General features: G+C 65.1%; 21 protein-coding genes. 5 read left to right on the top strand and 16 right to left on the bottom strand.

Annotated elements, in window-relative coordinates:
• Nucleotides 1–18: 18 nt before the first annotated feature.
• Entirely contained in the window at nucleotides 19–1548 is a 1530-nt protein-coding gene (gene atpA / locus N2603_RS01985) for a F0F1 ATP synthase subunit alpha (protein ID WP_018643886.1), read from the bottom strand.
• On the bottom strand, nucleotides 1548–2108 hold the full coding sequence (locus N2603_RS01980; protein WP_018643887.1) for a F0F1 ATP synthase subunit delta: 561 nt from the start codon (nucleotides 2106–2108) through the stop codon (nucleotides 1548–1550). Before N2603_RS01980 ends, atpA begins: the two co-directional genes overlap by 1 nt.
• 649 nt (nucleotides 2109–2757) lie before the next feature.
• Between N2603_RS01980 and N2603_RS01975 the strand changes: the two genes are divergently transcribed.
• Nucleotides 2758–3255, top strand: a complete 498-nt coding sequence (locus N2603_RS01975; protein WP_018643888.1) for a septal ring lytic transglycosylase RlpA family protein — start codon at nucleotides 2758–2760, stop codon at nucleotides 3253–3255.
• Nucleotides 3256–3574: 319 nt separating this feature from the next.
• Here the strand turns inward: N2603_RS01975 and N2603_RS01970 are convergent, their stop codons facing one another.
• Nucleotides 3575–5785 carry a primosomal protein N' gene (locus N2603_RS01970; RefSeq protein ID WP_260387493.1) on the bottom strand — a complete coding sequence of 737 codons (2211 nt, stop codon included), beginning with the start codon at nucleotides 5783–5785 and terminating at the stop codon, nucleotides 3575–3577.
• Between the two features lie 122 nt (nucleotides 5786–5907).
• Between N2603_RS01970 and N2603_RS01965 the strand changes: the two genes are divergently transcribed.
• The gene (locus N2603_RS01965; protein WP_260387492.1) at nucleotides 5908–6873 is read left to right on the top strand and encodes a tyrosine recombinase XerC; all 966 of its coding nucleotides are present in this window, start codon (nucleotides 5908–5910) and stop codon (nucleotides 6871–6873) included.
• A gap of 9 nt (nucleotides 6874–6882) precedes the next feature.
• Here the strand turns inward: N2603_RS01965 and N2603_RS01960 are convergent, their stop codons facing one another.
• Nucleotides 6883–7455, bottom strand: a complete 573-nt coding sequence (locus N2603_RS01960; RefSeq protein ID WP_260387491.1) for a hypothetical protein — start codon at nucleotides 7453–7455, stop codon at nucleotides 6883–6885.
• 117 nt (nucleotides 7456–7572) lie between these two features.
• Between N2603_RS01960 and N2603_RS01955 the strand changes: the two genes are divergently transcribed.
• Nucleotides 7573–8163 (top strand): DUF4337 domain-containing protein, encoded by a 591-nt coding sequence (locus N2603_RS01955; protein WP_260387490.1) that lies wholly within the window; start codon nucleotides 7573–7575, stop codon nucleotides 8161–8163.
• A 182-nt stretch (nucleotides 8164–8345) separates the two neighbouring features.
• Here N2603_RS01955 and N2603_RS01950 read toward each other — a convergent pair whose 3' ends face one another.
• The 12 genes from N2603_RS01950 to N2603_RS01895 form a co-directional block, all read right to left on the bottom strand.
• Nucleotides 8346–8876 carry a hypothetical protein gene (locus N2603_RS01950; protein WP_260387489.1) on the bottom strand — a complete coding sequence of 177 codons (531 nt, stop codon included), beginning with the start codon at nucleotides 8874–8876 and terminating at the stop codon, nucleotides 8346–8348.
• A 34-nt stretch (nucleotides 8877–8910) separates the two neighbouring features.
• On the bottom strand, nucleotides 8911–10311 hold the full coding sequence (gene lpdA / locus N2603_RS01945; protein ID WP_260387488.1) for a dihydrolipoyl dehydrogenase: 1401 nt from the start codon (nucleotides 10309–10311) through the stop codon (nucleotides 8911–8913).
• 57 nt (nucleotides 10312–10368) lie between these two features.
• On the bottom strand, nucleotides 10369–11130 hold the full coding sequence (locus N2603_RS01940; RefSeq protein ID WP_260387487.1) for an SDR family oxidoreductase: 762 nt from the start codon (nucleotides 11128–11130) through the stop codon (nucleotides 10369–10371).
• Between the two features lie 52 nt (nucleotides 11131–11182).
• On the bottom strand, nucleotides 11183–12424 hold the full coding sequence (odhB, locus tag N2603_RS01935) for a 2-oxoglutarate dehydrogenase complex dihydrolipoyllysine-residue succinyltransferase (protein WP_260387486.1): 1242 nt from the start codon (nucleotides 12422–12424) through the stop codon (nucleotides 11183–11185).
• 170 nt (nucleotides 12425–12594) lie between these two features.
• The gene (locus tag N2603_RS01930) at nucleotides 12595–15552 is read right to left on the bottom strand and encodes a 2-oxoglutarate dehydrogenase E1 component (protein ID WP_260387485.1); all 2958 of its coding nucleotides are present in this window, start codon (nucleotides 15550–15552) and stop codon (nucleotides 12595–12597) included.
• A gap of 137 nt (nucleotides 15553–15689) precedes the next feature.
• Nucleotides 15690–16574 carry a succinate--CoA ligase subunit alpha gene (sucD, locus tag N2603_RS01925; protein WP_018643898.1) on the bottom strand — a complete coding sequence of 295 codons (885 nt, stop codon included), beginning with the start codon at nucleotides 16572–16574 and terminating at the stop codon, nucleotides 15690–15692.
• A 37-nt stretch (nucleotides 16575–16611) separates the two neighbouring features.
• Nucleotides 16612–17091, bottom strand: coding sequence for a DUF1579 domain-containing protein (locus N2603_RS01920; RefSeq protein WP_260387484.1), 480 nt, complete (start codon nucleotides 17089–17091; stop codon nucleotides 16612–16614).
• Nucleotides 17092–17095: 4 nt separating this feature from the next.
• The gene (gene sucC / locus N2603_RS01915; RefSeq protein WP_018643900.1) at nucleotides 17096–18292 is read right to left on the bottom strand and encodes an ADP-forming succinate--CoA ligase subunit beta; all 1197 of its coding nucleotides are present in this window, start codon (nucleotides 18290–18292) and stop codon (nucleotides 17096–17098) included.
• 210 nt (nucleotides 18293–18502) lie between these two features.
• Nucleotides 18503–19471, bottom strand: a complete 969-nt coding sequence (gene mdh / locus N2603_RS01910; protein ID WP_008145224.1) for a malate dehydrogenase — start codon at nucleotides 19469–19471, stop codon at nucleotides 18503–18505.
• Nucleotides 19472–19719: 248 nt separating this feature from the next.
• Nucleotides 19720–20904, bottom strand: a complete 1185-nt coding sequence (gene zapE, locus N2603_RS01905) for a cell division protein ZapE (RefSeq protein ID WP_018643901.1) — start codon at nucleotides 20902–20904, stop codon at nucleotides 19720–19722.
• A gap of 206 nt (nucleotides 20905–21110) precedes the next feature.
• Nucleotides 21111–21647, bottom strand: a complete 537-nt coding sequence (gene thpR, locus N2603_RS01900) for an RNA 2',3'-cyclic phosphodiesterase (RefSeq protein ID WP_018643902.1) — start codon at nucleotides 21645–21647, stop codon at nucleotides 21111–21113.
• 172 nt (nucleotides 21648–21819) lie between these two features.
• Nucleotides 21820–22455, bottom strand: coding sequence for an arylesterase (locus N2603_RS01895; RefSeq protein ID WP_260424433.1), 636 nt, complete (start codon nucleotides 22453–22455; stop codon nucleotides 21820–21822).
• A gap of 55 nt (nucleotides 22456–22510) precedes the next feature.
• Here N2603_RS01895 and N2603_RS01890 point away from each other — a divergent pair, with 55 nt between their 5' ends.
• Both N2603_RS01890 and N2603_RS01885 read left to right on the top strand, forming a co-directional pair.
• A complete protein-coding gene (locus N2603_RS01890; protein ID WP_260387483.1) occupies nucleotides 22511–23227 on the top strand; it encodes an ABC transporter ATP-binding protein in 717 nt (238 codons plus the stop codon).
• Entirely contained in the window at nucleotides 23224–25794 is a 2571-nt protein-coding gene (locus tag N2603_RS01885; protein ID WP_260387482.1) for an ABC transporter permease, read from the top strand. The genes N2603_RS01890 and N2603_RS01885 overlap by 4 nt, the downstream gene beginning before the upstream one ends.
• Nucleotides 25795–25851 lie beyond the last annotated feature (57 nt).

The raw sequence follows: 25851 nt of genomic DNA, 5'->3' as shown, positions 1-25851 counted from the left end.
ATCCGGCCATGCTTGCCGTTACGCGAAGCTCTTCGCGAAGCCTTCGACCACCGACTTCAGCTTGCCAGCGGTGTCGTCGGAGAGGTCGCGGCTGTCGCGGATCGAGTTGAGGATGTCGACGTGCTTGCCGCGCAGCAGCGAGAGCAGGCCGTCCTCGAACGCGCGCACCTTGTTGATCGGCAGCGGATCGAGATAGCCGTTGGTGCCGGCCCAGATCACGCAGACCTGCTCTTCCATCTTCAGCGGCGAGAACTGCGGCTGCTTCAGGAGTTCGGTCAGGCGCGAGCCGCGGTTGAGCAGGCGCTGGGTCGAGGCGTCGAGGTCGGAGCCGAACTGCGCGAACGCCGCCATTTCGCGGTACTGCGCGAGCTCGCCCTTGATCTTGCCGGCGACCTTCTTGGTGGCCTTGGTCTGCGCGGACGAGCCGACGCGCGACACCGACAGACCGACGTTCACCGCGGGACGGATGCCCTGGAAGAACAGGTCGGTTTCCAGGAAGATCTGGCCGTCGGTGATCGAGATGACGTTGGTCGGAATGTAGGCCGACACGTCGTTGGCCTGGGTTTCGATGACCGGCAGCGCGGTCAGCGAGCCCGAACCATGGTCCTTGCTGAGCTTCGCGGCGCGCTCGAGCAGGCGGGAGTGCAGATAGAACACGTCGCCGGGATAGGCTTCGCGGCCCGGCGGGCGGCGCAGCAGCAGCGACATCTGGCGGTAGGCGACGGCCTGCTTGGACAGATCGTCATAGATGATGACGGCGTGCATGCCGTTGTCGCGGAAGAATTCGCCCATGGTGCAGGCAGTAAAGGGGGCAATGTACTGCATCGGCGCCGGATCCGAGGCGGTGGCGGCGACGACGATCGAGTATTCGAGCGCGCCCTGCTCTTCCAGCACCTTCACGAACTGGGCGACGGTCGAACGCTTCTGGCCGACCGCGACGTAGACGCAATACAGCTTGATGTTCTCGTCGGGCTGCGCGTTCAGCGGCTTCTGGTTCAGGATGGTGTCGAGCGCGATCGCGGTCTTGCCGGTCTGACGGTCGCCGATGATCAGCTCGCGCTGGCCACGGCCGATCGGGATCAGGGCGTCGATCGCCTTGAGGCCGGTCGCCATCGGCTCGCTCACCGACTTGCGCGGAATGATGCCGGGCGCCTTGACGTCGACGCGCATACGCTTGTCGGCCTGGATCGGGCCCTTGCCGTCGATCGGGTTGCCGAGCGCGTCGACGACGCGGCCGAGCAGGCCCTTGCCGACCGGCGCGTCCACGATGGCGCGGGTGCGCTTGACGGTCTGGCCTTCCTTGATCTCGCGGTCGGCACCGAAAATAACGACACCGACGTTGTCGGTTTCGAGGTTCAGCGCCATGCCGCGGGTGCCGTTCTCGAACTCGACCATTTCACCGGCCTGGACGTTGTCCAGACCGTAGACGCGGGCGATACCGTCGCCGACGGACAGCACCTGTCCGACTTCGGAGACTTCAGCTTCCTGGCCGAAATTCTTGATCTGGTCCTTGAGGATCGCGGAAATTTCCGCGGCGCGGATGTCCATCAGCCTGCCTCTTTCATCGCGTGCTTGATCGAATTGAGTTTGGTGCGAAGCGAACCATCGACCATGCGGCTGCCCAGCTTAACGACGAGGCCACCGATGATCGCGGGATCGACTTTCACGTTCAGCGCGACGTCCTTGCCGGTTACCGACTTCAGGGCAACCTTGAGGGCGTCGAGATTCTTGTCAGAGAGCGCTTCCGCCACGGTCACGTCGGCCGTCGTCTCGCCCTTGAACTTGGCGACGAGGACGCGGTAGGCGCGGATGACGTCGGCCACCGCGAACAGGCGGCGGTTGGCGGTCAGCACTTTGAGGAAATTGGCGGAGATCCCGGCGATGCCGGCCTTGTCCAGCACGGCCGTGAGGGCCTTGGACTGGGCATCGGCCGCGAACACCGGGCTGCGGACGAGGCGCTTCAGATCGGCGCTCTCGTTCAGCAAGGCCTCGAATTTATCGAGATCGGCTTTGACCTCGTCGACCACTTTCTGGTCGCGGGCCAGTTCAAACAAGGCCGTTGCATAACGGCCGGACACACCAGAAACGGACGTATCTTCTGCAGCCACAGACGCGCTCTTTTTGCTGTCAAACTCGCAAGGGAAAAACCGTCGCCACGAAGCGGCGCCTAGCGATCCAAGCCCTTGGAATTCAAGCGGGACTTCGATTTTCGGCCGGCACGGGAGGTGCCGGATCCGTTAAAATCGCGGCTTTGCTAACATAGCAGGCGCGCACGTGCAACATGACGCCAAATTAAAGGCACGGGGTTCTGTCGCCAGTTCGTCGCAGTCCACGGCAGTCCGGCGACGATCTTGATGACGACCTGCCACGCCACGGAATTGCCGCGAGCCTGACGTCGCCAACCTGCACATTCGTTCCTGCCCTCAGCGCATAGCCGCCATGAACACGGATCGCTGAGCCGTGATTCTCGGCTGCTCCGCTCCACTCGCTGAATACTTTCCCATTTCTAAACGCTGCGGGCGATGACTTCGTATTACAGTATTAGTAAGTAAACATGAGGTTAACAAATCGTTAAAGCCAAAGGTCATAGAACATCGGCTGGATATCGTGCAGCGGTAACAAGATATTTCATCACGCCACATAGCGGATTTACTGCCCAATTCACGCCTCATTAGGAATCGAAACGCCAACCCGCTCACAAACTGATGGGGGCTCCACTAGCCACATATGTGGCAATACTAGCTTAGGGACCATTAAATGCTGTCTTTGAAGACGCTGGGCACTGTGACCCGGCCGCGCACGGCGCTCGCTTTCGTCGCCGCAACTCTCATCATCGGTGGAACTGCCACCGAGGCTTCCGCAAAATCCAGGCATCACCGGCATCATCACCGCCACCACGCCCAGACCGATACCAACGCGACCCCCGATTGGCGCAACGCCAACGCGGCGATGACGCCGTCCACGGGCACGGGCCGCAGCTTCTCCGGCATGGCGTCCTATTACGGCAACGAGTCCGGCAGCCGGACCGCGTCGGGCCAGCGCTTCAACCAGAACGCCATGACCGCGGCGCACCGTTCGCTGCCGTTCGGCACCAAGCTGCGCGTCACCCATGGCGGCCAGAGCGTGGTCGTCACCATCAATGACCGCGGCCCGTTCATCCGCGGCCGCGTCCTCGATCTCTCCACCGGCGCTGCCCGCGCCATCGGCCTCACCGGCGCCGGCGTCGGCCGCGTCACCGCGGAAGTCGTCTCCTAAGGGCGCGCTTCAAGCGCCTCACATGACCCGCGCACTTTCCATCAGTTTGATGCGCGCATGAAAACAAGCCCGCGGTCTTGGAGGACCGCGGGCTTTTTGTTTGGCTGCGTGGGGGATTCGTAGCCCGGATGGAGCGAAGCGAAATCCGGGGTCTTCGTATGCGGATCGACCTGTCCCGGATTGCGCTTCGCTCCATCCGGGCTACGGGCGCTTCGTCATTGCGAGCGTAGCGAAGCAATCCAGAATCGTTCGGCGGAGAGCCTCTGGATTGCTTCGTCGCAAGGGCTCCTCGCAATGACGAGGAGAGAGTGGGGCAGCCCTACAAAAAGCTCTGCGGATCGACGTCGACCTCGAGCTTTTGATTGCCCGTCGGCTTCGGGCAGACGGCGAGCCAGGTGCGCAAGTAGTCCGAGAGATCGAAACCGCGCGCCGATTTCACCAGGATGCGGAAGCGGTAACGGCCCTTGATGACCGCGAGCGGCGCCTCGGCCGGGCCCAGCACCACCACGCGCTCGTCGCGTGGCGCGAGCGCGACGAGACGGCGGCCGAGACCTTCCGCGCTCGGCCGGTCGCCGGCGGAGATGATCAGGCTCGCGAGCCGGCCGAACGGCGGATAGAGCGTCTTCTCGCGCAGATCGATCTCGCTGTCGTAGAAGGCCTCGCGGTCGCAGGCGATCAACGCCTTCATCACGGGATGATCGGGCTGATGGGTCTGCAGATAGCCGACGCCGCGGCCCTGCTCGCGGCCGGCGCGGCCGATCACCTGGTTGAGCAACTGCCAGGTCCGCTCCGCCGCGCGCGGATCGCCGTTGCTGAGGCCAAGATCGGCATCGATCACGCCGACGAGATTGAGCCGCGGAAAATTGTGGCCCTTTGCCACCAGTTGCGTGCCGATGATGATGTCGACGCGGCCTTCGGCAATCTCATTCAGCTCGCTGCGCATCGTCTCGATCGAGGTGATGAGATCGCTCGACAGCACCATGGTGCGCGCTTCCGGGAACAGCGCGGCCGCCTCCTCCTGCAGGCGCTCGACGCCGGGACCGACCGCGACCAGGGATTCCTCGGCCGAACAGTTCGGACAGAGATGCGGGCGCGGCATCGAGAAGCCGCAATGGTGGCAGACCAGGCGCTGGCGAAAGCGGTGATCGACCAGCCAGGCATCGCAGATGGTGCAGGCGAAGCGATGGCCGCAGCCGCGGCACAGCGTCAGCGGCGCATAGCCGCGGCGATTGAGGAACAGCAGCGCCTGCTCGCGCCGCTCGATCGCGGTTCTGATCTCGGAGGCCAAGCGCGGCGAGATATAGCGGCCGCGCGCGGGCGGCTCGCGGCGCAGGTCGATCGCCTCGATATGCGGCATGTGCTGGCCGCCGAAGCGCGAGGGCAGCGCGATGCGCTGATAGCGGTTCTTGCGCGCGTTGACCTCGGATTCGACCGACGGCGTTGCGGACGCCAGCACGACCGGGATCTTGGCGATATGCGCACGCACCACCGCCATGTCGCGGGCGTGATAGTGCACGCCCTCGTCCTGCTTGTAGGCCTGGTCGTGCTCTTCATCGACGACGATGAGGCCGAGATTGGCGTAAGGCAAAAACAGCGCCGAGCGCGCGCCGACCACGACCGGCGCGCTTCCCTCGGAGATCGCCGCCCAGTTGCGCGCGCGGGTGCGCGGCGTCAGCTCGGAGTGCCATTCGATCGGCCGCACGCCAAAGCGCCGCGCGAAGCGGTCGAGGAACTGGCCGGTCAGCGCGATCTCCGGCATCAGGATCAGCGACTGCTTGCCGCGGCGGATTGTTTCCGCGACGGCCTCGAAATAGACCTCGGTCTTGCCGGAGCCGGTGACGCCATCGAGCAGCGCGACGTGGAAGCTGCCATTGGCCGCCAGTGCGCGCATCGCATCGACGCCGGCCCGCTGCAGCGGCGAGAAATCCGGCCGGCCGAACTCCGGATCGGGGGCCGGCGGCGGCGCAGGCGGCGGCATCGGCTCGACCGTGAGCGTGCCCTCGTCGACGAGGCCGTCGATCACGCCGGCCGAGACGCCGGCTTCCTTCGCGGCCTCGGACTTGGCATGCAGCAACCGGTCCGACAGCACCTCGATCACCCGCTGGCGCGCCGGCGTCAGCCGCCGCGGCGGATCGCCGACGAGGCGCACGCCGGGACGCACCCGCTCGGGGCCGAGATTCTCGCCCATCCGCAGGCACATGCGCAGCACCATGCCGCGCGGGCTCAGCGTGTAATTGGCGACCCAGTCGACGACCTGGCGCAATTCGGGCTTCAGCGGCGGAATGTCGAGCTTCTCGCTGACCTCCTTGAGGCGGTTGTGCAGGCGCGGGTCGGGATTGGCATTCTCCCCCCAGACCACGGCCAGCACCTCGCGTGCGCCGAGCGGCACACTGAGGAGGTCGCCCGCCTTCAGCTCCATGCCGCGCGGCACCTTGTAGGAATAGGTCTGGTCGAGCGCGACCGGCACCAGCACGTCGACCATGCCGGTCGCGTTGGCGGGGGCGGTGCTGCTGCGCGACGTGTAATCCATCAACGATCTTTGGAAGGAGAATCGGAACCTGGGGCCTGAAGGCTAGCGCCATGATGCAGCCTTAGCGAACAGTAAACTTGTGTGATGCGATATACTGTGCGGAATCATTACGTCCAGAGCGCATGAGCAAAGCGGTTGCCCCTCAAATCGAGCTCGCCAGCGCGGATCCCTCGATCGCGCAGGAGATGACGCGCTGGCTGTCGCATCTCGGCGCCGAGCGGCGGCTGTCGCCGAAGACGCTGGAGGCCTATGGCCGCGACTTGCGGCAGTGCCTGGATTTCCTTTGCAGCCATTGGGGCGAGCGGGTCACGCTCGAGCGATTCGCCGCGCTGGAGGCCACCGACGTGCGCGCCTTCATGGCGATGCGCCGCGCCGACGACATCGCCGGACGCAGCCTGATGCGCGCGCTGGCGGGCCTGCGCTCGTTCGGGCGTTTCCTCGAGCGCGAGGGCAAGGGCAAGGTCGGTGCACTGTCGGCGATCCGCGCGCCAAAAGTGGCAAAGAGCCTGCCGAAGCCGTTGCCGATGGCGTCAGCGAAACGCCTCGCAGACGCCGACGAGCGCGCCGGCGAGGAGCGCGAGACCTGGATCCTGGTGCGCGACGCCGCGGTGATGGCGCTGCTGTATGGCTCCGGCCTGCGCATCTCCGAAGCGCTGGGCTTGAAGCGCTGCGAGGTGCCGAAGCCCGGCGAAGGCGACGTGCTGGTCGTGACAGGCAAAGGCAACAAGACGCGCATGGTGCCGGTGCTGCAGAACGTGCTGGAGCTGGTGCAGGAATATGTATCGATGTGCCCGTATCCGCTGCCGGCGGAAGGGCCGATCTTCGTCGGGGCGCGCGGCGGCCCGCTCAGTCCGCGCATCATCCAGCTCGCGATGGAACGACTGCGCGGCGCGCTCGGCCTGCCCGACAGCGCCACGCCGCACGCGCTCCGCCACTCCTTCGCGACACATCTGCTGTCGCGCGGCGGCGATCTGCGCGCGATCCAGGAACTGCTCGGCCATTCCTCGCTCTCGACCACGCAGATCTACACCGGCATCGATTCCGAGCGCCTGCTCGAAGTCTATGCCAGCGCGCATCCGCGGCGGTGAAGCTGCGGCTCAGTTCGAGAGATATTCGATCTCGTAGACATAGTTCGATCCGCGACCGACCTCGACGCGGACCGCCGGCTTGAATTGCTCCAGCCGCTCGTAGAGCGGTGTCGTGACTTTCACCGTCTGGCCCGCGATGCGGACGAGATAGTCCGCCCTGCGGCTGCCGCTCGACCTCCACGCACGATCGACGCGTCCTTCGATCACGAGCCGGGACGTCAGGTGATCGAGAACCAGCATCCGTCCGGCATACCATGCAAGGCCGCTGCCGAGCAGCACGACCAGGATCATGAAGCCGAGCGCCTTCGCCTTGTCGAACCATGAGCCGTAAAGCGGAGGCTGTCGCAGCTGCAAGCCAGCTATGGCGAGACCCAGAACGGCGAGGCCGATATGGACGTCGTTCACCGCGAAGATCGAGCTCTTGTCATAAAACAGCAACAGGCCGATGTAGGCCACGCTGACCGCGAAGACGATCTTGCCGATGAACGGAAACGCCGCCGTGTTGCGGGTCTTCCACAGCGCAAATGCCGCTATGACGACGAAGGGCCAGAAGCAGGCTGCGATGAATTCCGCTGTGGTCATGGCACAGGACTAGAGCGGTCCTGGAGGCGAAACCATTAATTGCAACCGCCATGACGCTTGCCACTTGCGCATGCTGCTCGGTTCGGTCAATCGTTGGTAAATGAGCAGGAGAGATTTATGAGCGCACATGAAAGCATGGAGCATGCCGAGCACGCCGAACACGCGTCCGGCTCGAACAAGAAGATTGCGCTCCTGATCGCCGTTCTGGCGCTGTTCCTGGCGATCTCGGAGACGCTCGGCAAGGGCGCCCAGACCGAATCGATCAGCAAGAACGTCGAGGCCGCCAATCTGTGGGCGTTCTTCCAGGCCAAGACCATCCGCCGCACCGTGGTGCTGACCGCATCCGAGCAGGGCAAGCTCACGCTTGCCGGCACCACCGACGACGCCCTGAAGCCGGTGGTGCAGAAACAGGTCGACGACTGGACCAAGACCGCGGCGCGCTACCGCTCCGAGCCCGAAACCGGTGAAGGCACCGAGCAGCTCGCCGAGAAGGCCAAGCATGCCGAGCACGAGCGCGACGAGGCGACCGCGAAGTACCATCACTTCGAGCTGGCCTCCGCCGCCTTCCAGATCGGCATCGTGCTGGCGTCCGCCACCATCATCACCGGCATGATCGCGCTCGCCTATGTCGGCGGCGTGCTGACGCTCGCCGGCCTGCTCATGACGGCGCTAGGCCTGTGGTGGCCGCATCTGGTGCATTTGCATTGAGGGGCTGAGCGCAACAAACTCCGCCGTCGTCCCGGCGAAGGCCGGGACCCATACCGCGTGATCTATCGGTTGTGGGAGGCAGGAGTACCGAACGACGAATCTTCGCCAAACTACTCACTGGGGTTATGGGTCCCGGCCTTCGCCGGGACGACACCTGTGGGTTTGGCGCAAGCGGAGCGCGCTCAGCGCGCCTCGTGCACGCTCTTGCGGAAGCGCTGGATCAAACGCAGCGTGCGGGCGGACCAGCCTTCGCCGTTGCCGGTGATCAGCTCGCGGATGCGCTGCTTGATCGGGTCGACCAGCTGGTGCGCCTTGGCGCGCACCTTCATCACGAAATCGTAGATCCGCTCGAACCAGGGCATCTCCAAAAGCTTGTCGCGCGTGACGTCGAACACGAAGGCGGTGACGCCGACGCCGGCGAGCTTTGCGAAAATGATCGTGAAGACCGCGCTGGTCCAGTACTCATGCGTGAGCAGCCACAGGCCGACCAGCTTGAGCGGAAACAGCGGGATGATGGGGACCGCGAACACGATCAGCGTCATGGCCGGCGACAGCGAATCGACGCGCTCCGTCAGCCATTGCTTGAAACGTGCGAGCGGGATGGCTGCGACAACCCGCGCGACGATCGGTTCGAGGTGGTCCCACAGCCAAGCTTCGATCAGGAAGACGATCGCAAGCAGGACCCAGACCGGTTGAAGAAGGCGGCGCAGCATGTGTTTCCCGCCCGATTCCTCGCTAGGCGCGAACCTACATATGGATGGCCCGCTTGCCGACTGCAAGCGCAGCTTCCTTGACGGCCTCCGAGCGGGTCGGGTGGGCGTGGCAGGTGCGCGCGAGATCTTCCGCACTGCCACCAAACTCCATGAGAACGCAGGCTTCATGGATCATTTCGCCGGCCTCAATGCCGATAATGTGCACGCCGAGCACGCGATCGGTCTTCGCATCTGCGAGAATCTTCACAAAGCCGTCGGTGGTCTGGTTGACCTTGGAGCGGCCGTTGGCGGTAAAGGGAAACTTCCCGACGGTATAAGCTGTGCCCGCCTGCTTCAGCTCCTCCTCGGTCTTGCCGACGGAGGACACTTCCGGCGTGGTATACACGACGCCCGGGATCACATCGTAATTCACATGGCCGGCCTGGCCGGCGATGATCTCGGCGACCGCAACGCCTTCATCCTCGGCCTTGTGGGCGAGCATCGGACCGGCGACGACGTCGCCGATGGCATAGACGCCCTTCAGGCTGGTGGCGAAATGCGGGTCGATCTGGACGCGGCCGCGCGGGTCGAGCGCGACGCCGGCTTCCTTCAGGCCCAGCCCGTCCGTGTAGGGCGTGCGGCCGATGCAGACCAGAACGACATCGGCCTCGATGGTCTCGGCGGCACCGCCGGCAGCCGGTTCGATTTTCGCGAGCAATGCCTTGCTGTTCGCTTCGACGCCGGTGACCTTCGAACCCAGCTTGAATGCAAATCCCTGCTTTTCAAGGATGCGCTGGAATTGCTTGGCGATCTCGCCGTCCATACCGGGCAGAATGCGATCGAGGAATTCGACCACCATGACTTCGGCTCCAAGCCGGCGCCACACAGAGCCAAGTTCGAGCCCGATCACGCCGGCGCCAATGACCAGCAATCTGCCTGGCACCTTCTCCAGCGACAGCGCGCCGGTCGAGGACACGATGCGCTTCTCGTCGATCTCGATGCCCTTCAGGCGCGCGATGTCGGAGCCGGTGGCGATCACGATGTTCTTGGTCTCGACCACCTGCGACTTGCCGTCGGCGGAGACTTCGACCTTGCCGGTGCCGATGATCTTGCCGGTGCCCTTGAGCACGTCGATCTTGTTCTTCTTCATCAGGAACTCGACGCCCTTGACGTTGCCGTCGATGCCCTGCTGCTTGAAGTTCATCATCGCCGGAAGATCGAGCTTCGGCGAGGAGACCGACACGCCCATCTTGGCGAAGGAATGCCCGGCTTCCTCGAACATCTCCGACGCATGCAGCAGCGCCTTCGACGGCATGCAGCCGACGTTGAGGCAGGTGCCGCCGAGCGTTGCGTTCTTTTCGACCACGGCGACTTTCATGCCGAGCTGGCTGGCGCGCACTGCGCAGACATAACCGCCCGGTCCGGTGCCGATGACGACGAGATCGTAGGTAGCCATGAGAGGAAGTCCCGTAGGTTTAGCGTGATGAGGATGTGTCAGTGTCCGCGCGGCGCGTCAGCGTCCGCCGGACACATCGAGAATGGCTGAGGTGACGTAGGAGGCCTCGTCCGACATCAGCCAGACGATGGCATTGGCGATTTCGTCGGCGGTGCCGACGCGCTTCATCGGCACCATATGGGCCAGGCGATGGGCGCGGTCGGGCTCGCCGCCGGCGGCATGGATCTCGGTGTCGATCAGGCCGGGACGAATGCCGGCGACACGGATGCCTTCGTTTGCAACCTCGTAGCCGAGGCCGACGGTGAAGGAATCGATCGCGCCCTTGGACGCAGCGTAGTCGACATAGGTGTTGGGTGCGCCGAGCCGGGCTGCGACCGACGACAGGTTGACGATGACGCCGCCCTTGCCGCCATGCTTGGTCGACATCCGCTTCACGGCTTCGCGCGCGCAGAGGATGGAGCCGGTGACGTTGACCGCCATGACGCGCTGGATGCGCTCGGCCGACATCTCGTCGACGCGCACACCGCTCTTGCCGACGATGCCGCCATTGTTGACGAGCGCGCCGAGGGTGCCGAACTTGTCGGCCTCCCTGAACAGCGCGAGGATGTCGCTTTCCTCGGCGACATCGCATTTCACCGCGATGGCCTTGCCATTGCTGGCCGCGATCTGCGCGACCACCTCGTCGGCGGCGGTCTTGTTGCTGGCATAGCCGACCACGACGCGAAAGCCGCGCGCGGCCGCCGCAATCGCGGTCGCCCGCCCGATGCCGCGGCTGCCGCCGGTGATGACAACGACTTTATCCGTCACGCGCGCCTCCATGGTTCGACATGCGCCGTCGCGAATGGCGACGGCGCTCGCGATGCATCAGCGATCAGAGATCGAGCACCAGGCGCGCCGGATCTTCCAGGCTCTCCTTGACGCGAACCAGGAAGGTGACGGCTTCCTTGCCGTCGATCACGCGGTGATCGTAGGACAGCGCCAGATACATCATCGGGCGGACCTCGATCTTGCCGCCGACGACCATCGGCCGCTCCTGGATCTTGTGCATGCCGAGGATGCCGGACTGCGGCGCGTTCAGGATCGGGGTCGACATCAGCGAGCCGTAGATGCCGCCATTGGTGATGGTGAAGGTGCCGCCCTGCATCTCGTCGATCTTGAGCTGGCCGTCACGGGCACGGCGGCCGAAATCGGCGATGCCCTTCTCGATGTCGGAGATCGACTTGTGGTCGCAGTCGCGCACCACGGGCACGACGAGGCCCTTGTCGGTGCCGACGGCGACGCCGATGTGATAGTAGTTCTTGTAGATCAGGTCGCTGCCGTCGATCTCGGCGTTGACGGCCGGGATGTCCTTCAGCGCCTGCACGACGGCCTTGGTGAAGAAGCCCATGAAGCCGAGCTTGGCACCGTGCTTCTTCTCGAACGCGTCCTTGTAGTGCGCGCGCAGCGCCATGACGTTGGTCATGTCGACCTCGTTGAAGGTCGTGAGCATGGCCGCGGTGTTCTGCACGTCCTTGAGGCGGCGCGCGATGGTCTGGCGCAGGCGGGTCATCTTGACGCGCTCCTCGCGGGCAGCGTCATCGGCCGGCGACGGCGCGCGGACCTGCACGGCGGCGGCGGGCTGGTTGACCGGGGTCGGCGCGGACGCCGCGCGCTCGATCGCAGCTAACATGTCACCCTTGGTGACGCGGCCATCCTTGCCGGAGCCGGGAACGGTCGAAGCGTCGATGCCGGTCTCGGCGGACAGCTTGCGCACGGACGGGGCGAGCGGCGCATCGGCCGGCGGCGCCTTTGACGCAGCGGCGGCAGCAGCCGGAGCCGCGGCGGGTGCCGGAGCAGCGGCAGGCTTGGCGGGAGCAGCGGCGGGCTTGGCAGCTCCGGCACCATCGGTGATCTGACCGAGCAGCGCACCCACAGCAACCGTCGCGCCGTCGGCAGCGATGATCTCGCTCAGCGTACCGGCGGAGGGCGCGGGGACTTCGATGGTGACCTTGTCGGTCTCGAGCTCCACCAAGGGCTCGTCGACAGCGACGGGATCGCCGGCCTTCTTGAACCAGCGGCCGATGGTGGCCTCGGTGACGGATTCGCCGAGCGTCGGCACACGAATTTCAGTCATGGTCTCTTCCTTAAGGGATCGCCAATGCGGTCATGAATTCAGGTGTCATCGGCCTGCGAAAAGCAGGCCATCCAGCAAGCCGAGACGCTCGCATTCACGTCACGGCTACTGGATGCCCCGCCCCGGTGCGCGGTTGCGCACAAGGCGGGGCATGACGCAGTTCAAAAAGTTCAGCTCAGTGCTTCGTCCAGGAACGCCTTCAGCTGAGCCTGATGCTTGGACATCAGACCCGTGGCGGTCGCGGCGGAAGCGGCGCGGCCGACATAACGCGGACGCCGGCTTACGCCGTTCACCTGGTTCAGCACCCATTCCAGATAGGGCTCGATGAAGTGCCAGGCACCCATGTTGCGGGGCTCTTCCTGGCACCACACCATCTCGGCCTTCTTGAAGCGCGACAGCTCGGCCACCAGCGCCTTCAGCGGCACCGGATAGAGCTGCTCGACGCGCATCAGATAGATGTCGTCGATGCCGCGCTTCTCGCGCTCCTCGTAGAGGTCGTAATAGACCTTGCCGGAGCACAGCACGATGCGGCGGATCTTCTCGTCCGGAACGAGCTTGATGGCTTCGTTCGGCAGCATCTGGGCGTCATCATAGAGGATGCGATGGAAGGTCGTTCCCTTCGCGAGCTCCTCCAGACGCGACACTGCCCGCTTGTGGCGGAGCAGCGACTTCGGCGTCATCATGATCAGCGGCTTGCGGATCTCGCGATGCAGCTGCCGGCGCAGCGCGTGGAAGTAGTTCGCCGGCGTGGTCGGGTAGACCACCTGCATGTTGTCTTCCGCGCACATCTGCAGGTAACGCTCGAGGCGCGCCGAGGAGTGCTCCGGTCCCTGGCCCTCATAGCCGTGCGGCAGCAGGCAGACGAGGCCGGACATGCGCAGCCATTTGCGCTCGCCCGAGGAGATGAACTGGTCGAACACGACCTGCGCACCGTTGGCGAAGTCGCCGAACTGGGCTTCCCACAGGGTCAGCGTGTTCGGCTCGGCGAGCGAATAGCCGTATTCGAAACCGAGCACGGCTTCTTCCGACAGCAGCGAGTTGATGACCTCGTAATGGCCCTGCTCGTGACCGAGATGGTTGAACGGCGTGTAGCGGCTCTCGTCCTCCTGGTCGATCAGGACCGAGTGGCGCTGCGAGAAGGTGCCGCGCTCCGAATCCTGTCCGGACAGGCGGACGTGATGGTTTTCGTTGAGCAGCGAACAGAACGCCAGCGCCTCGCCGGTCGCCCAGTCGATGCCGGCGCCGGTGTCGATCGCCTTCGAGCGGTTATCGAGGAAACGCTGGATGGTGCGGTGAACGCGGAAGCCGTCCGGCACCTTGGTGATCTTGCGGCCGATATCCTTCAGCGTGGCGATGTCGACACCGGTGACGCCGCGCCGCGCATCCTCTTCCTGGTCGGCGATCTTGAAGCCGGACCACTTGCCGTCGAGCCAGTCGGCCTTGTTCGGCTTGTAGGAGGTGCCGGCCTCGAACTCGGCATCGAGCCGCGAGCGCCAGTCGGCCTTCATCTTGTCGACCTCGCCCTCGGTGACCACGCCTTCGGCAATCAGGCGCTTGGAGTAGAGAGTGAGGGTCGAGGGATGGGCCGCGATCCGCTTGTACATGACCGGCTGGGTGAACGCCGGCTCATCGCCCTCGTTGTGGCCGTAGCGGCGATAGCACCACATGTCGATCACGACGGGCTTGTGGAACTTCTGCCGGAATTCGGTCGCGACCTTGGCGGCGAACACGACGGCTTCCGGATCGTCGCCGTTCACGTGGAAGATCGGCGCGTCGATCATCTTCGCCACATCCGACGGGTAAGGCGAAGAACGAGAATAACGCGGATAGGTGGTGAAGCCGATCTGGTTGTTGACGATGAAGTGCACGGAGCCGCCGGTGCGGTAGCCCTTCAGGTCCGACAGGCCGAAGCACTCCGCGACCACGCCCTGGCCGGCAAACGCGGCGTCGCCGTGCATCAGCAGCGGCATCACCGAGATGCGCATGTCCGGCGGATCGCCGTGCTGGTCCTGCTTGGCGCGGACCTTGCCGAGCACCACGGGATCGACGATCTCGAGATGCGAGGGGTTGGCGGTGAGCGACAGATGGATGCGGTTGCCGTCGAACTCGCGGTCAGAGGAGGCGCCGAGGTGGTACTTGACGTCGCCCGAGCCTTCGACCGCGTCGGGGTTGGCCGAGCCGCCCTTGAATTCGTGGAACAGCGCGCGGTGCGCCTTGCCCAACACCTGGGTCAGCACGTTGAGGCGGCCGCGATGCGGCATGCCGAGCACGATTTCCTTCACGCCGAGATTGCCGCCGCGCTTGATGATCTGCTCGAGCGCGGGGATCAGCGCTTCACCGCCATCGAGGCCGAAGCGCTTGGTGCCGGTGAACTTGGTGTCGCAGAACTTTTCGAAACCCTCGGCCTCGACCAGCTTCGTCAGGATGGCTCTGCGACCTTCGGGCGTGAACGAGATCTCCTTATCGGGTCCCTCGATCCGCTCCTGGATCCAGGCCTTCTGCGCGGCATTGCTGATATGCATGAACTCGACGCCGAGCGTCTGGCAGTAGGTGCGTTCGCAGATCGCGGTGATCTCGCGCAGCGTGCCGTACTCGAGGCCGAGCACGTGATCGAGGAAGATCTTGCGGTCGAAATCGGCTTCGCTGAAGCCGTAGGTACGCGGGTCGAGCTCTTCGCGGTTGCGCTGGGCTTCGATGCCGAGCGGATCGAGCTTGGCGTGGAAGTGGCCGCGCATGCGGTAGGAGCGGATCAGCATCAGGGCGCGGACCGAGTCGCGCGTGGCCTGAAGCACGTCGGTGGAGGAGATGTCGGCGCCCTTGGTCTGCGCCTTGGCGGCGATCTTGGCGCCGACCGCCTTCTCGACTTCGGCCCAGTTGCCGTCGAGGGCCGAAGTCAGATCATCCTTCGGCGTCAGCGGCCAGTTGTCCCGCTCCCAGGACGGCCCTTCCGCGTTCTTCCGGACGTCGGCGGGCTGGTCGTTGAGGCTCTTGAAGAACTCCTGCCACTCGGCGTCGACCGAGGACGGGTCCTTCTCGTAGCGGGCGTAGATTTCGTCGATGTAGGTGGCGTTGGTGCCCTGCAAAAAGGATGACAGGGCAAAGGCTGCGTTCGCGTCCTGGCGAGACATACTTGAGTTCCTGGCGATTTCGGTTCGCGCATAACAAACGGCGCTGGCGCCGAGCTCCCCCGACAGGGCTCGACGCGACAGGCACCCTTTACCCTATTTGCTGCGAAACTTCGCCCGGAAAAGCACGAAGAAGTGAATTAGCCCTTCAACTTTTCGGCAAGCGTATGGCCGAGGCGGGCGGGCGACGGAGACACTGTAATCCCTGCGGATTTCATCGCCTCGGTCTTGGAACCGGCGTCGCCCTTGCCGCCCGAGATGATCGCGCCGGCGTGGCCCATGCGGCGGCCGGGAGGGGCGGTGACGCCGGCGATGAAGCCGACCATCGGCTTCTTGCGGCCACGCTTGGCCTCGTCCTTGAGGAACTGGGCGGCGTCCTCCTCGGCGGAGCCGCCGATCTCGCCGATCATGATGATCGATTCGGTCTTGGGGTCGGCCAGGAGCATTTCGAGGACGTCGATGAACTCGGTTCCCTTGACCGGGTCGCCGCCGATGCCGACCGCGGTGGTCTGGCCGAGGCCTTCCTGGGAGGTCTGGAACACGGCTTCATAGGTCAGCGTGCCCGAGCGGGAGACGATGCCGACGGAGCCGGTCTTGAAGATGTTGGCGGGCATGATGCCGATCTTGCACTCGCCGGCGGTCATGACGCCCGGGCAGTTCGGCCCGATCAGGCGCGACTTGGAGCCGGCCAGCGAACGCTTCACGCGCACCATGTCGACGACCGGAATGCCCTCGGTGATGCAGACGATCAGCGGGATCTCGGCGTCGATGGCTTCGCAGATCGCATCCGCCGCGCCCGGCGGCGGCACGTAGATCACCGACGCATCGGCGCCGGTCTTCTCACGCGCATCGCGCACGGTGTCGAACACCGGCAGGCCCAGATGCGTCGAGCCGCCTTTGCCCGGCGAGGTGCCGCCGACCATCTTGGTGCCGTAGGCCATCGCGGCCTCGGAATGGAAGGTGCCGTTCTTGCCGGTGAAGCCCTGGCAGATGACCTTGGTGTTCTTGTCGATCAGGATGGACATGAGGTCTGCTTTCGCGAAACTAACAGAGTGAAAGGGGTCAGTGGATGCGGCGGTAGACGCCGGTGAGGACGTCAGCCCAGCCTTCCGCGTCCGGCGAGAACTGGATCTTCAACGAGTAGGAATCCTCATTGATGATCTCGTAGACGTGGCGCGCATTGCCGCGGAGCGAGCCGCGCACCAGCGTCAGGGTCTTGCCGACCCACCCGCCGGAGGCGGGCGAGGGCGGCGTGTAACCGAGCGAGTCGTACCAGAACAATTTGTAGGTCCGGTCGTCGCGGTCGAAGGTGAAGAGGCCGTGGGTGGCAAAGCTCTGCTTGCCGTCGCGCATCTGCACCGCATCCTGGATCAGATAGAATCCATTGAGGTCCATGCGCGCGACGACGTGAGAGGAGGCCGGCCCGCCCGCGTTCCAGCGCGACGGGAAGACCATCTCCTCACCATCCCATTCGCCGGCGAACGCGGCGAGGCGCGCGTGCTCGGGGAGCGGAGATGATGCGGCGAGATGGTCCTGGGTCATGGCCTTAGCCTCCCTTGACGGCCTTCACGATCTTCTGCGCGGCGTCGTCGAGATTGTCGGCCGGCACCACGTTCAGGCCGGATTCACGGATGATCTTCTTGCCGAGCTCGACATTGGTGCCTTCGAGGCGAACCACCAGCGGCACGCTGAGGCCGACTTCGCGAACCGCAGCCGTGACGCCCTCGGCGATCACGTCGCACTTCATGATGCCGCCGAAGATGTTGACCAGAATGCCCTTCACGTTGGGATCGGCGGTGATGATCTTGAACGCGGCCGCGACCTTCTCCTTGCTGGCGCTGCCGCCAACGTCGAGGAAGTTCGCCGGCGCCATGCCGTAGAGCTTGATGATGTCCATCGTCGCCATGGCGAGACCGGCGCCGTTGACCATGCAGCCGATGTTGCCGTCGAGGGTGACGTAGTTGAGGTCGTACTTCGACGCCTCGATTTCCTTGGCGTCTTCCTCGGTCTCGTCGCGCAGCGCGAGCACCTCGGGGTGACGGAACAGCGCGTTGTCGTCGAACGACACCTTGGCGTCGAGCACGCGGAGCTGGCCCTGCTTGGTCACGACCAGCGGGTTGATCTCCAGCATCGACATGTCCTTGGCGACGAAGGCCGCGTAGAGCTGCGCGGTGAGCTTCTCGGCCTGCTTGGCGAGATCACCGGAGAGCTTCAGCGCGTTCGCAACCGTGCGGCCGTGATGGCCCATGATGCCGGTGGCGGGATCGACCGAGAAGGTCACGATCTTCTCAGGCGTGTTGTGCGCGACGTCCTCGATGTTGACGCCGCCTTCGGTCGAGACGACGAAGGAGACGCGCGAGGTCTCGCGGTCAACCAGGAGCGAGAGGTAGAACTCCTTGTCGATGTCGGAGCCGTCCTCGATGTAGAGGCGGTTGACCTGCTTGCCGGCGGGGCCGGTCTGGATCGTCACGAGGGTTGCGCCGAGCATCTGCTTGGCGAATTCGGAGACCTCCGCGGCCGACTTGGCGATGCGGACGCCGCCCTTGTCGCCGGCCGAGGCTTCCTTGAACTTGCCCTTGCCGCGGCCGCCGGCATGGATCTGGCTCTTCACCACATAGACCGGACCCGGCAGCGCCTTGGCGGCGGCTTCCGCGTCTGCGGCCTTGAGGACCGGGACGCCCTTGGAGATCGGCACGCCGAACTCACCCAGCAGCGCTTTGGCCTGATATTCATGGATATTCATATGGTCGCTCCCTGAACCCGCGGGCGGTGACCTCTTGGGCCCACCTCAGTCTTGTGGCTGGCATACCATATACCACAGGAACTGCAACCCCGATTCTTTGACATCGAAATCTGGACGGCTTGGACCGGAACCCGCCCCGGTCAAGCAGGGGTCCGGAAGTGAAACCGCCGAAGACCGGTTTTCGATCTTCGGCGGGGTATTGTTGGTGCCTTAGCGGCCGAGAAGATCGGGGGCGATCTTCTTGCAGGCGTCGACCAGGCCCTGTACGGCGCCGACCGACTTGTCGAAGGCTTCGCGGTCCTTGCCGGCGAGCTCGATCTCGACCACGCGCTCGACGCCCTTGGAGCCGATCACGACGGGCACGCCGACATACATGTCCTTCACGCCGTATTCGCCGTTGAGGTAGGCGGCCGAGGGCAGCACGCGCTTCTTGTCACGCAGATAGCTCTCGGCCATCGCGATCGCGGACGCGGCCGGGGCGTAGAAGGCCGAGCCGGTCTTGAGCAGGTTGACGATCTCGGCGCCGCCATTGCGGGTGCGGTCGACGATCTCGTCGAGGCGCGCCTGCGAGGTCCAGCCCATCTTGACGAGGTCGGGCAGCGGGATGCCGGCGACGGTGGAGTACTTCACCAGCGGCACCATGGTGTCGCCGTGGCCGCCGAGCACGAAGGCGGTGACGTCTTCAACGGAGACGTTGAATTCGTCGGCCAGGAAGTAGCGGAAGCGCGCCGAGTCCAGCACGCCGGCCATGCCGACGACCTTCTTGTGCGGCAGGCCGCTAGCCTTCTGCAGCGCCCAGACCATCGCGTCGAGCGGGTTGGTGATGCAGATGACGAAGGCGTCGGGAGCGTACTTCTTGATGCCGGCACCGACCTGCTCCATGACCTTGAGGTTGATGGAGAGGAGGTCGTCGCGGCTCATGCCGGGCTTGCGCGGCACGCCGGCGGTGACGATGCAGACCTTGGCGTTGTCGAGCGCTTCGTAGGAGTTCGCACCGGTGTAGTGGGCGTCGAAGCCGTCGACCGGCGAGGACTGCGCAATATCGAGCGCCTTGCCCTGCGGCACGCCCTCGGCGATGTCGAACATCACGACGTCGCCCAGTTCTTTCAGGCCGATGAGGTGAGCCAGCGTTCCGCCGATCTGACCGGAGCCAATCAAAGCAATCTTGTCGCGCGCCATGTGAACCTGTCCTTTAGACATCCGAAGGAGGGAAAACTGATGGGTGGTTATCCCTTTCGCTTCGCCCGTTCAAGTCGGTGGATGCCCATTTGTCGGGCTTGGCGCGTATACAAGCGCAGCTCGGTCATTCCGGGGCGTCGCGAAGCGACGAGCCCGGAATCCATACTCCCGATTGTGGTTATGGATTCCGGGCTCGCGACTTTCGTCGCGCCCCGGAATGACAGCGGTACCTTCGACGGAAATAGGACTTAAGTCTCCACCAGGCCCTTGGTGGAGCCGCTGGCGGTGGAATCCTTGCGGCCGTGAGGCAGCGCCAGATAGGATTCCGAGCTCATTTCGATCAGACGCGACGCGGTCCGCTTGAACTCCATGGCCTCGTTGCCCTCGGTGGCGAGGTAGAGCGAGATCGGGTTGGCGTCGGCCGAGGCCATCAGCTTCACGGCATTGTCATAGAGCGTGTCGATCAGCGTGATGAAGCGCTTGGCGGCGTTGCGCTGGGAGAAGTCCATCACTGGAATATGGTCGACCAGGATGGTGTGATAGTCGTGCGCCAGCCTGAGATAGTCGGAGGCGCCGAGCGGCTTCTCGCAGAGATCGGCGAAGGAGAACCGCGCCACGCCATGGGCCGAGCACGGCACGTGCAGGATGCGGCCCTTGATCGAGATGTCGCGCGACCTGCATTTGGCGCCGCCCGACATTTTCGACCAGGCGCGGTCGAGCGCGGCATCCGCATCGCCATCCGCCGGCGTCAGCCACATCGGCACGCCCTGCAGCTTCTCCAGCCGGAAGTCGGTGCGCGCATCGAGCCGCGCGACGTCCATGTGGTCGGTGATCTGCTTGATGAAGGGCAGGAACAGCGAGCGGTTGAGACCGCCCTTGTAGAGATCGTCCGGCGCGACGTTGGAGGTCGCGACCACGACGGTGCCGAGCTCGAACAGTTTTGCGAACAGGCGCCCCAGGATCATCGCGTCCGCGATGTCGGTGACGTGGAATTCGTCGAAGCAGAGCAGCCAGCTCTCCTCGAAGATCGCGGTCGCGGTCAGCACGATGACGTCGCCGTCGGCGATCTCGCCGCGCGCGATGCCCTGGCGATAGTCGTAGATGCGCTCGTGCACATCCGCCATGAATTCGTGGAAATGCGCGCGGCGCTTGTGCTCGACGCTCGAGTGCTGGAAGAACAGATCCATCAGCATGGTCTTGCCGCGGCCGACCTCGCCATGGATGTAGAGCCCGCGCGGCGCTTCGTCCTTGTCACTGCTGAACAAGCGGCTGAGCAGCCCCTGCTTGCGCGCGGGCTTGTAAGCCGCGAGCCGCTGGTCGAGCGCCGCATAGGCCTCGGCGACCTCGGCCTGCGCGGCATCCGGCTCGATCGCGCCGGACGCGATCTCGGCCTGGTATGCCTCACGAAATGAGGAATTTTGGGTGGAGAGCATGGCCCCTTACGGCCAGAGATGGGCGGAAATTGCAAGCCGTGAAATGAGGTCAGAGCTATGCGTTCCGTGTCCCGGACGCGCTGCAGCGTGTAACGCTGCTGCGCAGAGCCGGGACCCACTGTTTCGTTCATTGCCGTGGAGCGATGGGCCCCGGCTCAGCAGTGCACCACTTCGTGGCGCACTGCGTCCGGGGCACGAGAGCGGAGCTACTCACACAGCTCGTAGGCGTCCTCGACGACATAGGGGCCGCCGCCCGTCGATGCGCGCGAGGAGAACAGCACGAAGCGTTCGGCCATGAACGCCTTGCTCGGGAAGTAGCCGCGCAGCGACAGATAGTCGGCGACGTCGCGGTCGGAGGCGTCGTGCAACCGGGCGAGCGTCACGTGCGGGATGAACTTGCGCCCCTCGGGATCGAGACCGATCCGCTGCATCATGCGTTCGAGCTCGGCTTGCAATTCCATCAGCGGTTTGCTCGGCGCGATGGTGGCGACCACCGCGCGCGGCTTGCGGCCGCCGAAGCTGGTCAGCCCCTGCACCTTCACCTCGAACGGCTTGCGGTCGACGCGAAACAGCATCGAGGCGATCTCGTTGGCGTAGAGGCCGTCGATATCGCCGATGAAGCGCAGGGTGACGTGATAATTTTCGGGATCGATCCACCGGGCGCCGGGAAGGCCGCCCCTCAAGTTGGAAAGCGACTGGCCGATTTCGGCCGGAATTTCCAGACCAGTGAACAAACGCGGCATCGTTCAGCACTCCCGATGCTTGGGTACAGCCCTGAAGCAGAACCATATCCAAATTAGAGCCGGCGACGAATCACCGGTACCCTGATTCCTATCGCAGTTGTGTGACTCTGCGAAGCATCGCGCGGCCCACCCCGTGAAAACCCTGGGAATTAGGGTTAGCGTTGCCTGCTTTTCAACGCCGTTGCTCGGTTATCGTGCCAATGAATGCCTCCACCGTGGGCATGATGTTGCCGACGATGATGTCGACGCCGGCCGCGGTCGGATGGATGCCGTCGGCCTGGTTGAGCTTGGCGTCGGCCGCAACGCCCTCGAGGAAGAACGGATAGAGCGGCACGCCGAATTGCTTGGCCAGATCCGGATAAATCGAATTGAAGCGCGCCGCGTAGTCGGCGCCGTAATTCGGCGGCGCCAGCATGCCGCAGAGCATCACTGGAATCTTGCGCGCCTTGAGCCGCTGCACGATGTCGGTCAGCGCCGTGCGCGTCAGGGTGGGATCGATGCCGCGCAGCGCGTCGTTGGCGCCGAGCTCGACGATGACGCCGTCGGTTCCGTCAGGCACGGACCAGTCGAGCCGGTCGCGGCCGCCGGAGGTGGTATCGCCGGACACGCCGGCATTGGTCATGTCGACCGCTATGCCTTTGGCTTGCAAGGCTTTTTGGAGTTTTTGGGGGAACGCCTCCTGGGCCGGGAGGCCAAGACCCGCGCTCAAGGAATCGCCGAGAACGACAAGCTTGACCGGCTTTGTCGCGTCGGCCCAAGCCGGGTTCGCAATTGTCATCAAGGCGAGCACCAACACGGCTATGTGCATGAACAATCCGTAACGCCTCTCGACCGCGCTATCGGAGTTGCCATATGACCGGACCATGGACACCTATTCCTCTTCGCTCGCCACGACCGCGATGGACACCATCGCCATCTCCAACGTCAATCTCTCATTGGGCACGGGCGCGGCACGCGTTCACATCCTCAAGGATATCAGCCTGCGCGTCGCCTCGGGCGAGACGATCGGCCTGATCGGCCCGTCAGGCTCGGGCAAATCCACGCTGCTGATGGTGATGGCGGGGCTGGAGCGTCCTGATAGCGGAGAGGTGGTGGTTAATGGCACGCCTTTCAATGCCCTCGACGAGGACGCGCTGGCCCGCTTCCGCGGCCGCCAGGTCGGTATCGTCTTCCAGTCCTTCCATCTGATCCCGACCATGACGGCTCTGGAGAACGTCGCCGTGCCGCTCGAGCTCGCCGGCAATCCCGACGCTGCCAAGCGCGCGGCAGAGGAGCTGCAATCGGTCGGCCTCGGCGATCGCCTGCATCACTATCCGACGCAGCTCTCCGGCGGCGAGCAGCAGCGCGTTGCGCTGGCCCGTGCGCTGGCGCCCGATCCCGCCATCCTCGTCGCGGACGAGCCGACCGGCAATCTCGATGAGGCCACCGGAAAGCAGATCGTCGACCTGCTCTTCACCAAGCATGCCGAGCGCGGCATGACCTTGGTGCTGGTGACGCACGATTCCTCGCTGGCGCATCGCTGCGATCGCGTCATCCGTCTGCGCTCGGGGCGCATCGACACGCAGTCTGCGCCCGCATGAGCGCTGCTGCCGAACCGTTCGCGAAGCCGAACGCCGTCGCACTGTCGCTGCGCTACGCGCTGCGCGAACTGCGCGGCGGCCTGCGCGGCTTCTACGTCTTCATCGCCTGCATCGCGCTCGGCGTGATGGCGATCGCCGGCGTCGGCTCGGTCTCGGCGAGCCTGTCCGAAGGCCTCGCCCGCGAGGGCCGCACGCTGCTCGGCGGCGACGTGTCGTTCGTGCTGTTCCAGCGCGAGGCCAAGCCCGACGAGGTCGCCTTCCTGCGCTCGCGCGGCACCGTCTCGACCGCGGCGACGCTGCGCGGCATGGCGCGCTCGGCCGACGGCAAGCTCGCGCTGGTCGAGATGAAGGCGGTCGACGACACCTATCCGATGCTGGGACAGCTGACGCTGGCGCCGCCACTGCCGATGTCCGACCTGCTCGCGATGCGTGACGGCGCATACGGCGCCGCCGCCGATCCGACGCTGCTGGCGCGGCTTTCGCTGAAGACCGGCGACCGCGTCACCATTGGATCTGCGACCTTCCAGATCCGCTCGACCGTCGAGGCCGAGCCCGACAAGCTCGCCGGCGGCATCGGCTTCGGCCCGCGCTTTTTGATCAGCGAGGCCGGCCTGCGCGCCACCGGGCTGATCCAGCCCGGCAGCCTGGTGCGCTGGGTCTATCGGGTGAAGCTGCCGGATACCGCCAACAACGAGCGCGCCACCGAGGCCTTCATCGCGGACGCGCGCAGCGCGGCGCCGCAGGCCGGCTGGGAGATCCGCAGCCGTTCCAACGCCTCGCCGCAGCTGGAGCGCAACATCAGCCGCTTCACGCAGTTCCTGACGCTGGTCGGCCTCGCCGCGCTGCTGGTCGGCGGCGTCGGCGTCGCCAACGCCGTCAAGAGTCATATCGACCGCAAGCTCGAGGTGATCGCCGCGTTCAAGGCGGTCGGCGCCACGGGCCGCGATGTGTTCGGAATTTATCTGGCGCAGGTTCTCCTGCTCGCCGCGATCGGCTCGGTGATTGGCCTCGCGCTCGGCGCCGCCATGCCCTTCGCCATCGTCGGGCTGTTCGGAAAACTGTTGCCGCTGCCGGTGGTGCCGGCGGTGCACGCCGACGAGCTCGCGCTGTCCTTCGTCTATGGCCTTTTGACCGCGCTCGCCTTCGGCCTGTGGCCGCTCGGGCGCGTGCACGACGTGCCGGTGGCGGCGCTGTTCCGCGACACCATCAGCTCAGAATGGCACCGGCCGCGCCTCGGCTATCTCGTATTCATGGGCGTCGTGATCGTCCTGCTCGTCGCGGTCGTGATCGGGCTCTCCTTCGACAAGCGCATCGCCGCGGTGTTCGTGGCCTCCTCCGTCGTCGTGTTCGCCCTGCTGCGCGGCATCGCCGCCCTGCTGATGACAATCGCGCGGCGGCTGCCGCGGTCGCGGCTGCCGATGCTGCGGCTGGCGGTCGCCAACATCCATCGTCCCGGCGCGCTGACGCCCTCGGTCGTGCTGTCGCTGGGTCTCGGGCTCGCCGTGCTCGTCACCATCACCCAGATCGACGGCAATCTGCGCCGGCAGTTCCTCGCGGCGCTGCCCGACCGCGCTCCGTCGTTCTTCTTCATCGACATCCCGAGCACGCAGGCCGAGCAGTTCGACTTCTATCTGCGCCAGATCGCACCGGGCGCGAAGGTCGAGGACGTGCCGATGCTGCGCGGGCGCATCGTCGGCGCGCGCGGCGTGCGCGCCGAGGAGCTCAAGCCCACCACCGATTCCGAATGGGTGCTGCAGAGCGATCGCGGCCTGACCTACACCGCCGAGCTGCCGAAGGGCTCCAAGGTGGTCGAGGGCGAGTGGTGGAGCGCGGACTATTCCGGCCCGCCGCTGGTCTCGATGGAGAAGAAGATCGCCGACGGGCTCGGCCTCAAGCTCGGCGACGAGGTGGTGGTCAACGTGCTCGGCCGCGACATCCCGGCGAAGATCAGCAATCTGCGCAACATCGACTGGCAGGGGATGGGCATCAATTTCGTGCTGGTGTTCTCGCCCAACGCCTTCAAGGGCGCGCCCCACACCCATATCGCGACGCTGACGGAGACGGGCGGCGATGCCGCCGGCGACGGCAAGATCATCAAGCAGGTGGCCGACGCCTACCCCATGGTGACGAGCGTGCGCGTGCGCGAGGTGATGGAGACGGTCGGCTCGGTCGTGACCAATCTGGCGCTGGCGATCCGCGGCGCCAGCGCCGTGACCCTGATCTCGGCGATCCTGGTGCTGGGCGGGGCGCTCGCCGCCGGCCACCGTCACCGTGTCTACGATGCGGTAATCCTGAAGACCCTGGGCGCGACGCGCCTGCGGCTGCTCGGCGCCTATGCGCTCGAATACCTCCTGATCGGGCTCGCCACCGCCGTGTTCGGCGTGATCGCCGGCAGCATCGCGGCCTGGATGATCGTGACGCGGTTGATGACGCTCAGCTTCGTCTGGCAGGCCGGCAGCGCGGCGGGCGTGGTGGCGGCCGCCCTGATCGTCACGGTCGGGCTCGGGCTCGCCGGCACGCTGCTGGCGTTGAACAAAAAGCCCGCCACGGTGTTGCGGAATTTGTGACAAATGGTAGCGGGCAGCCGTGCGGTAGCGAAATCGCACGATTCCTGCGATTAACCA

The sequence above is a fragment of the Bradyrhizobium huanghuaihaiense genome, assembly GCF_025200885.1.
Lineage (GTDB): Bacteria > Pseudomonadota > Alphaproteobacteria > Rhizobiales > Xanthobacteraceae > Bradyrhizobium > Bradyrhizobium huanghuaihaiense.
The sequence above is the reverse complement of the archived record's forward strand: the minus strand, read 5'-3'. Positions and strand labels throughout refer to the sequence as shown.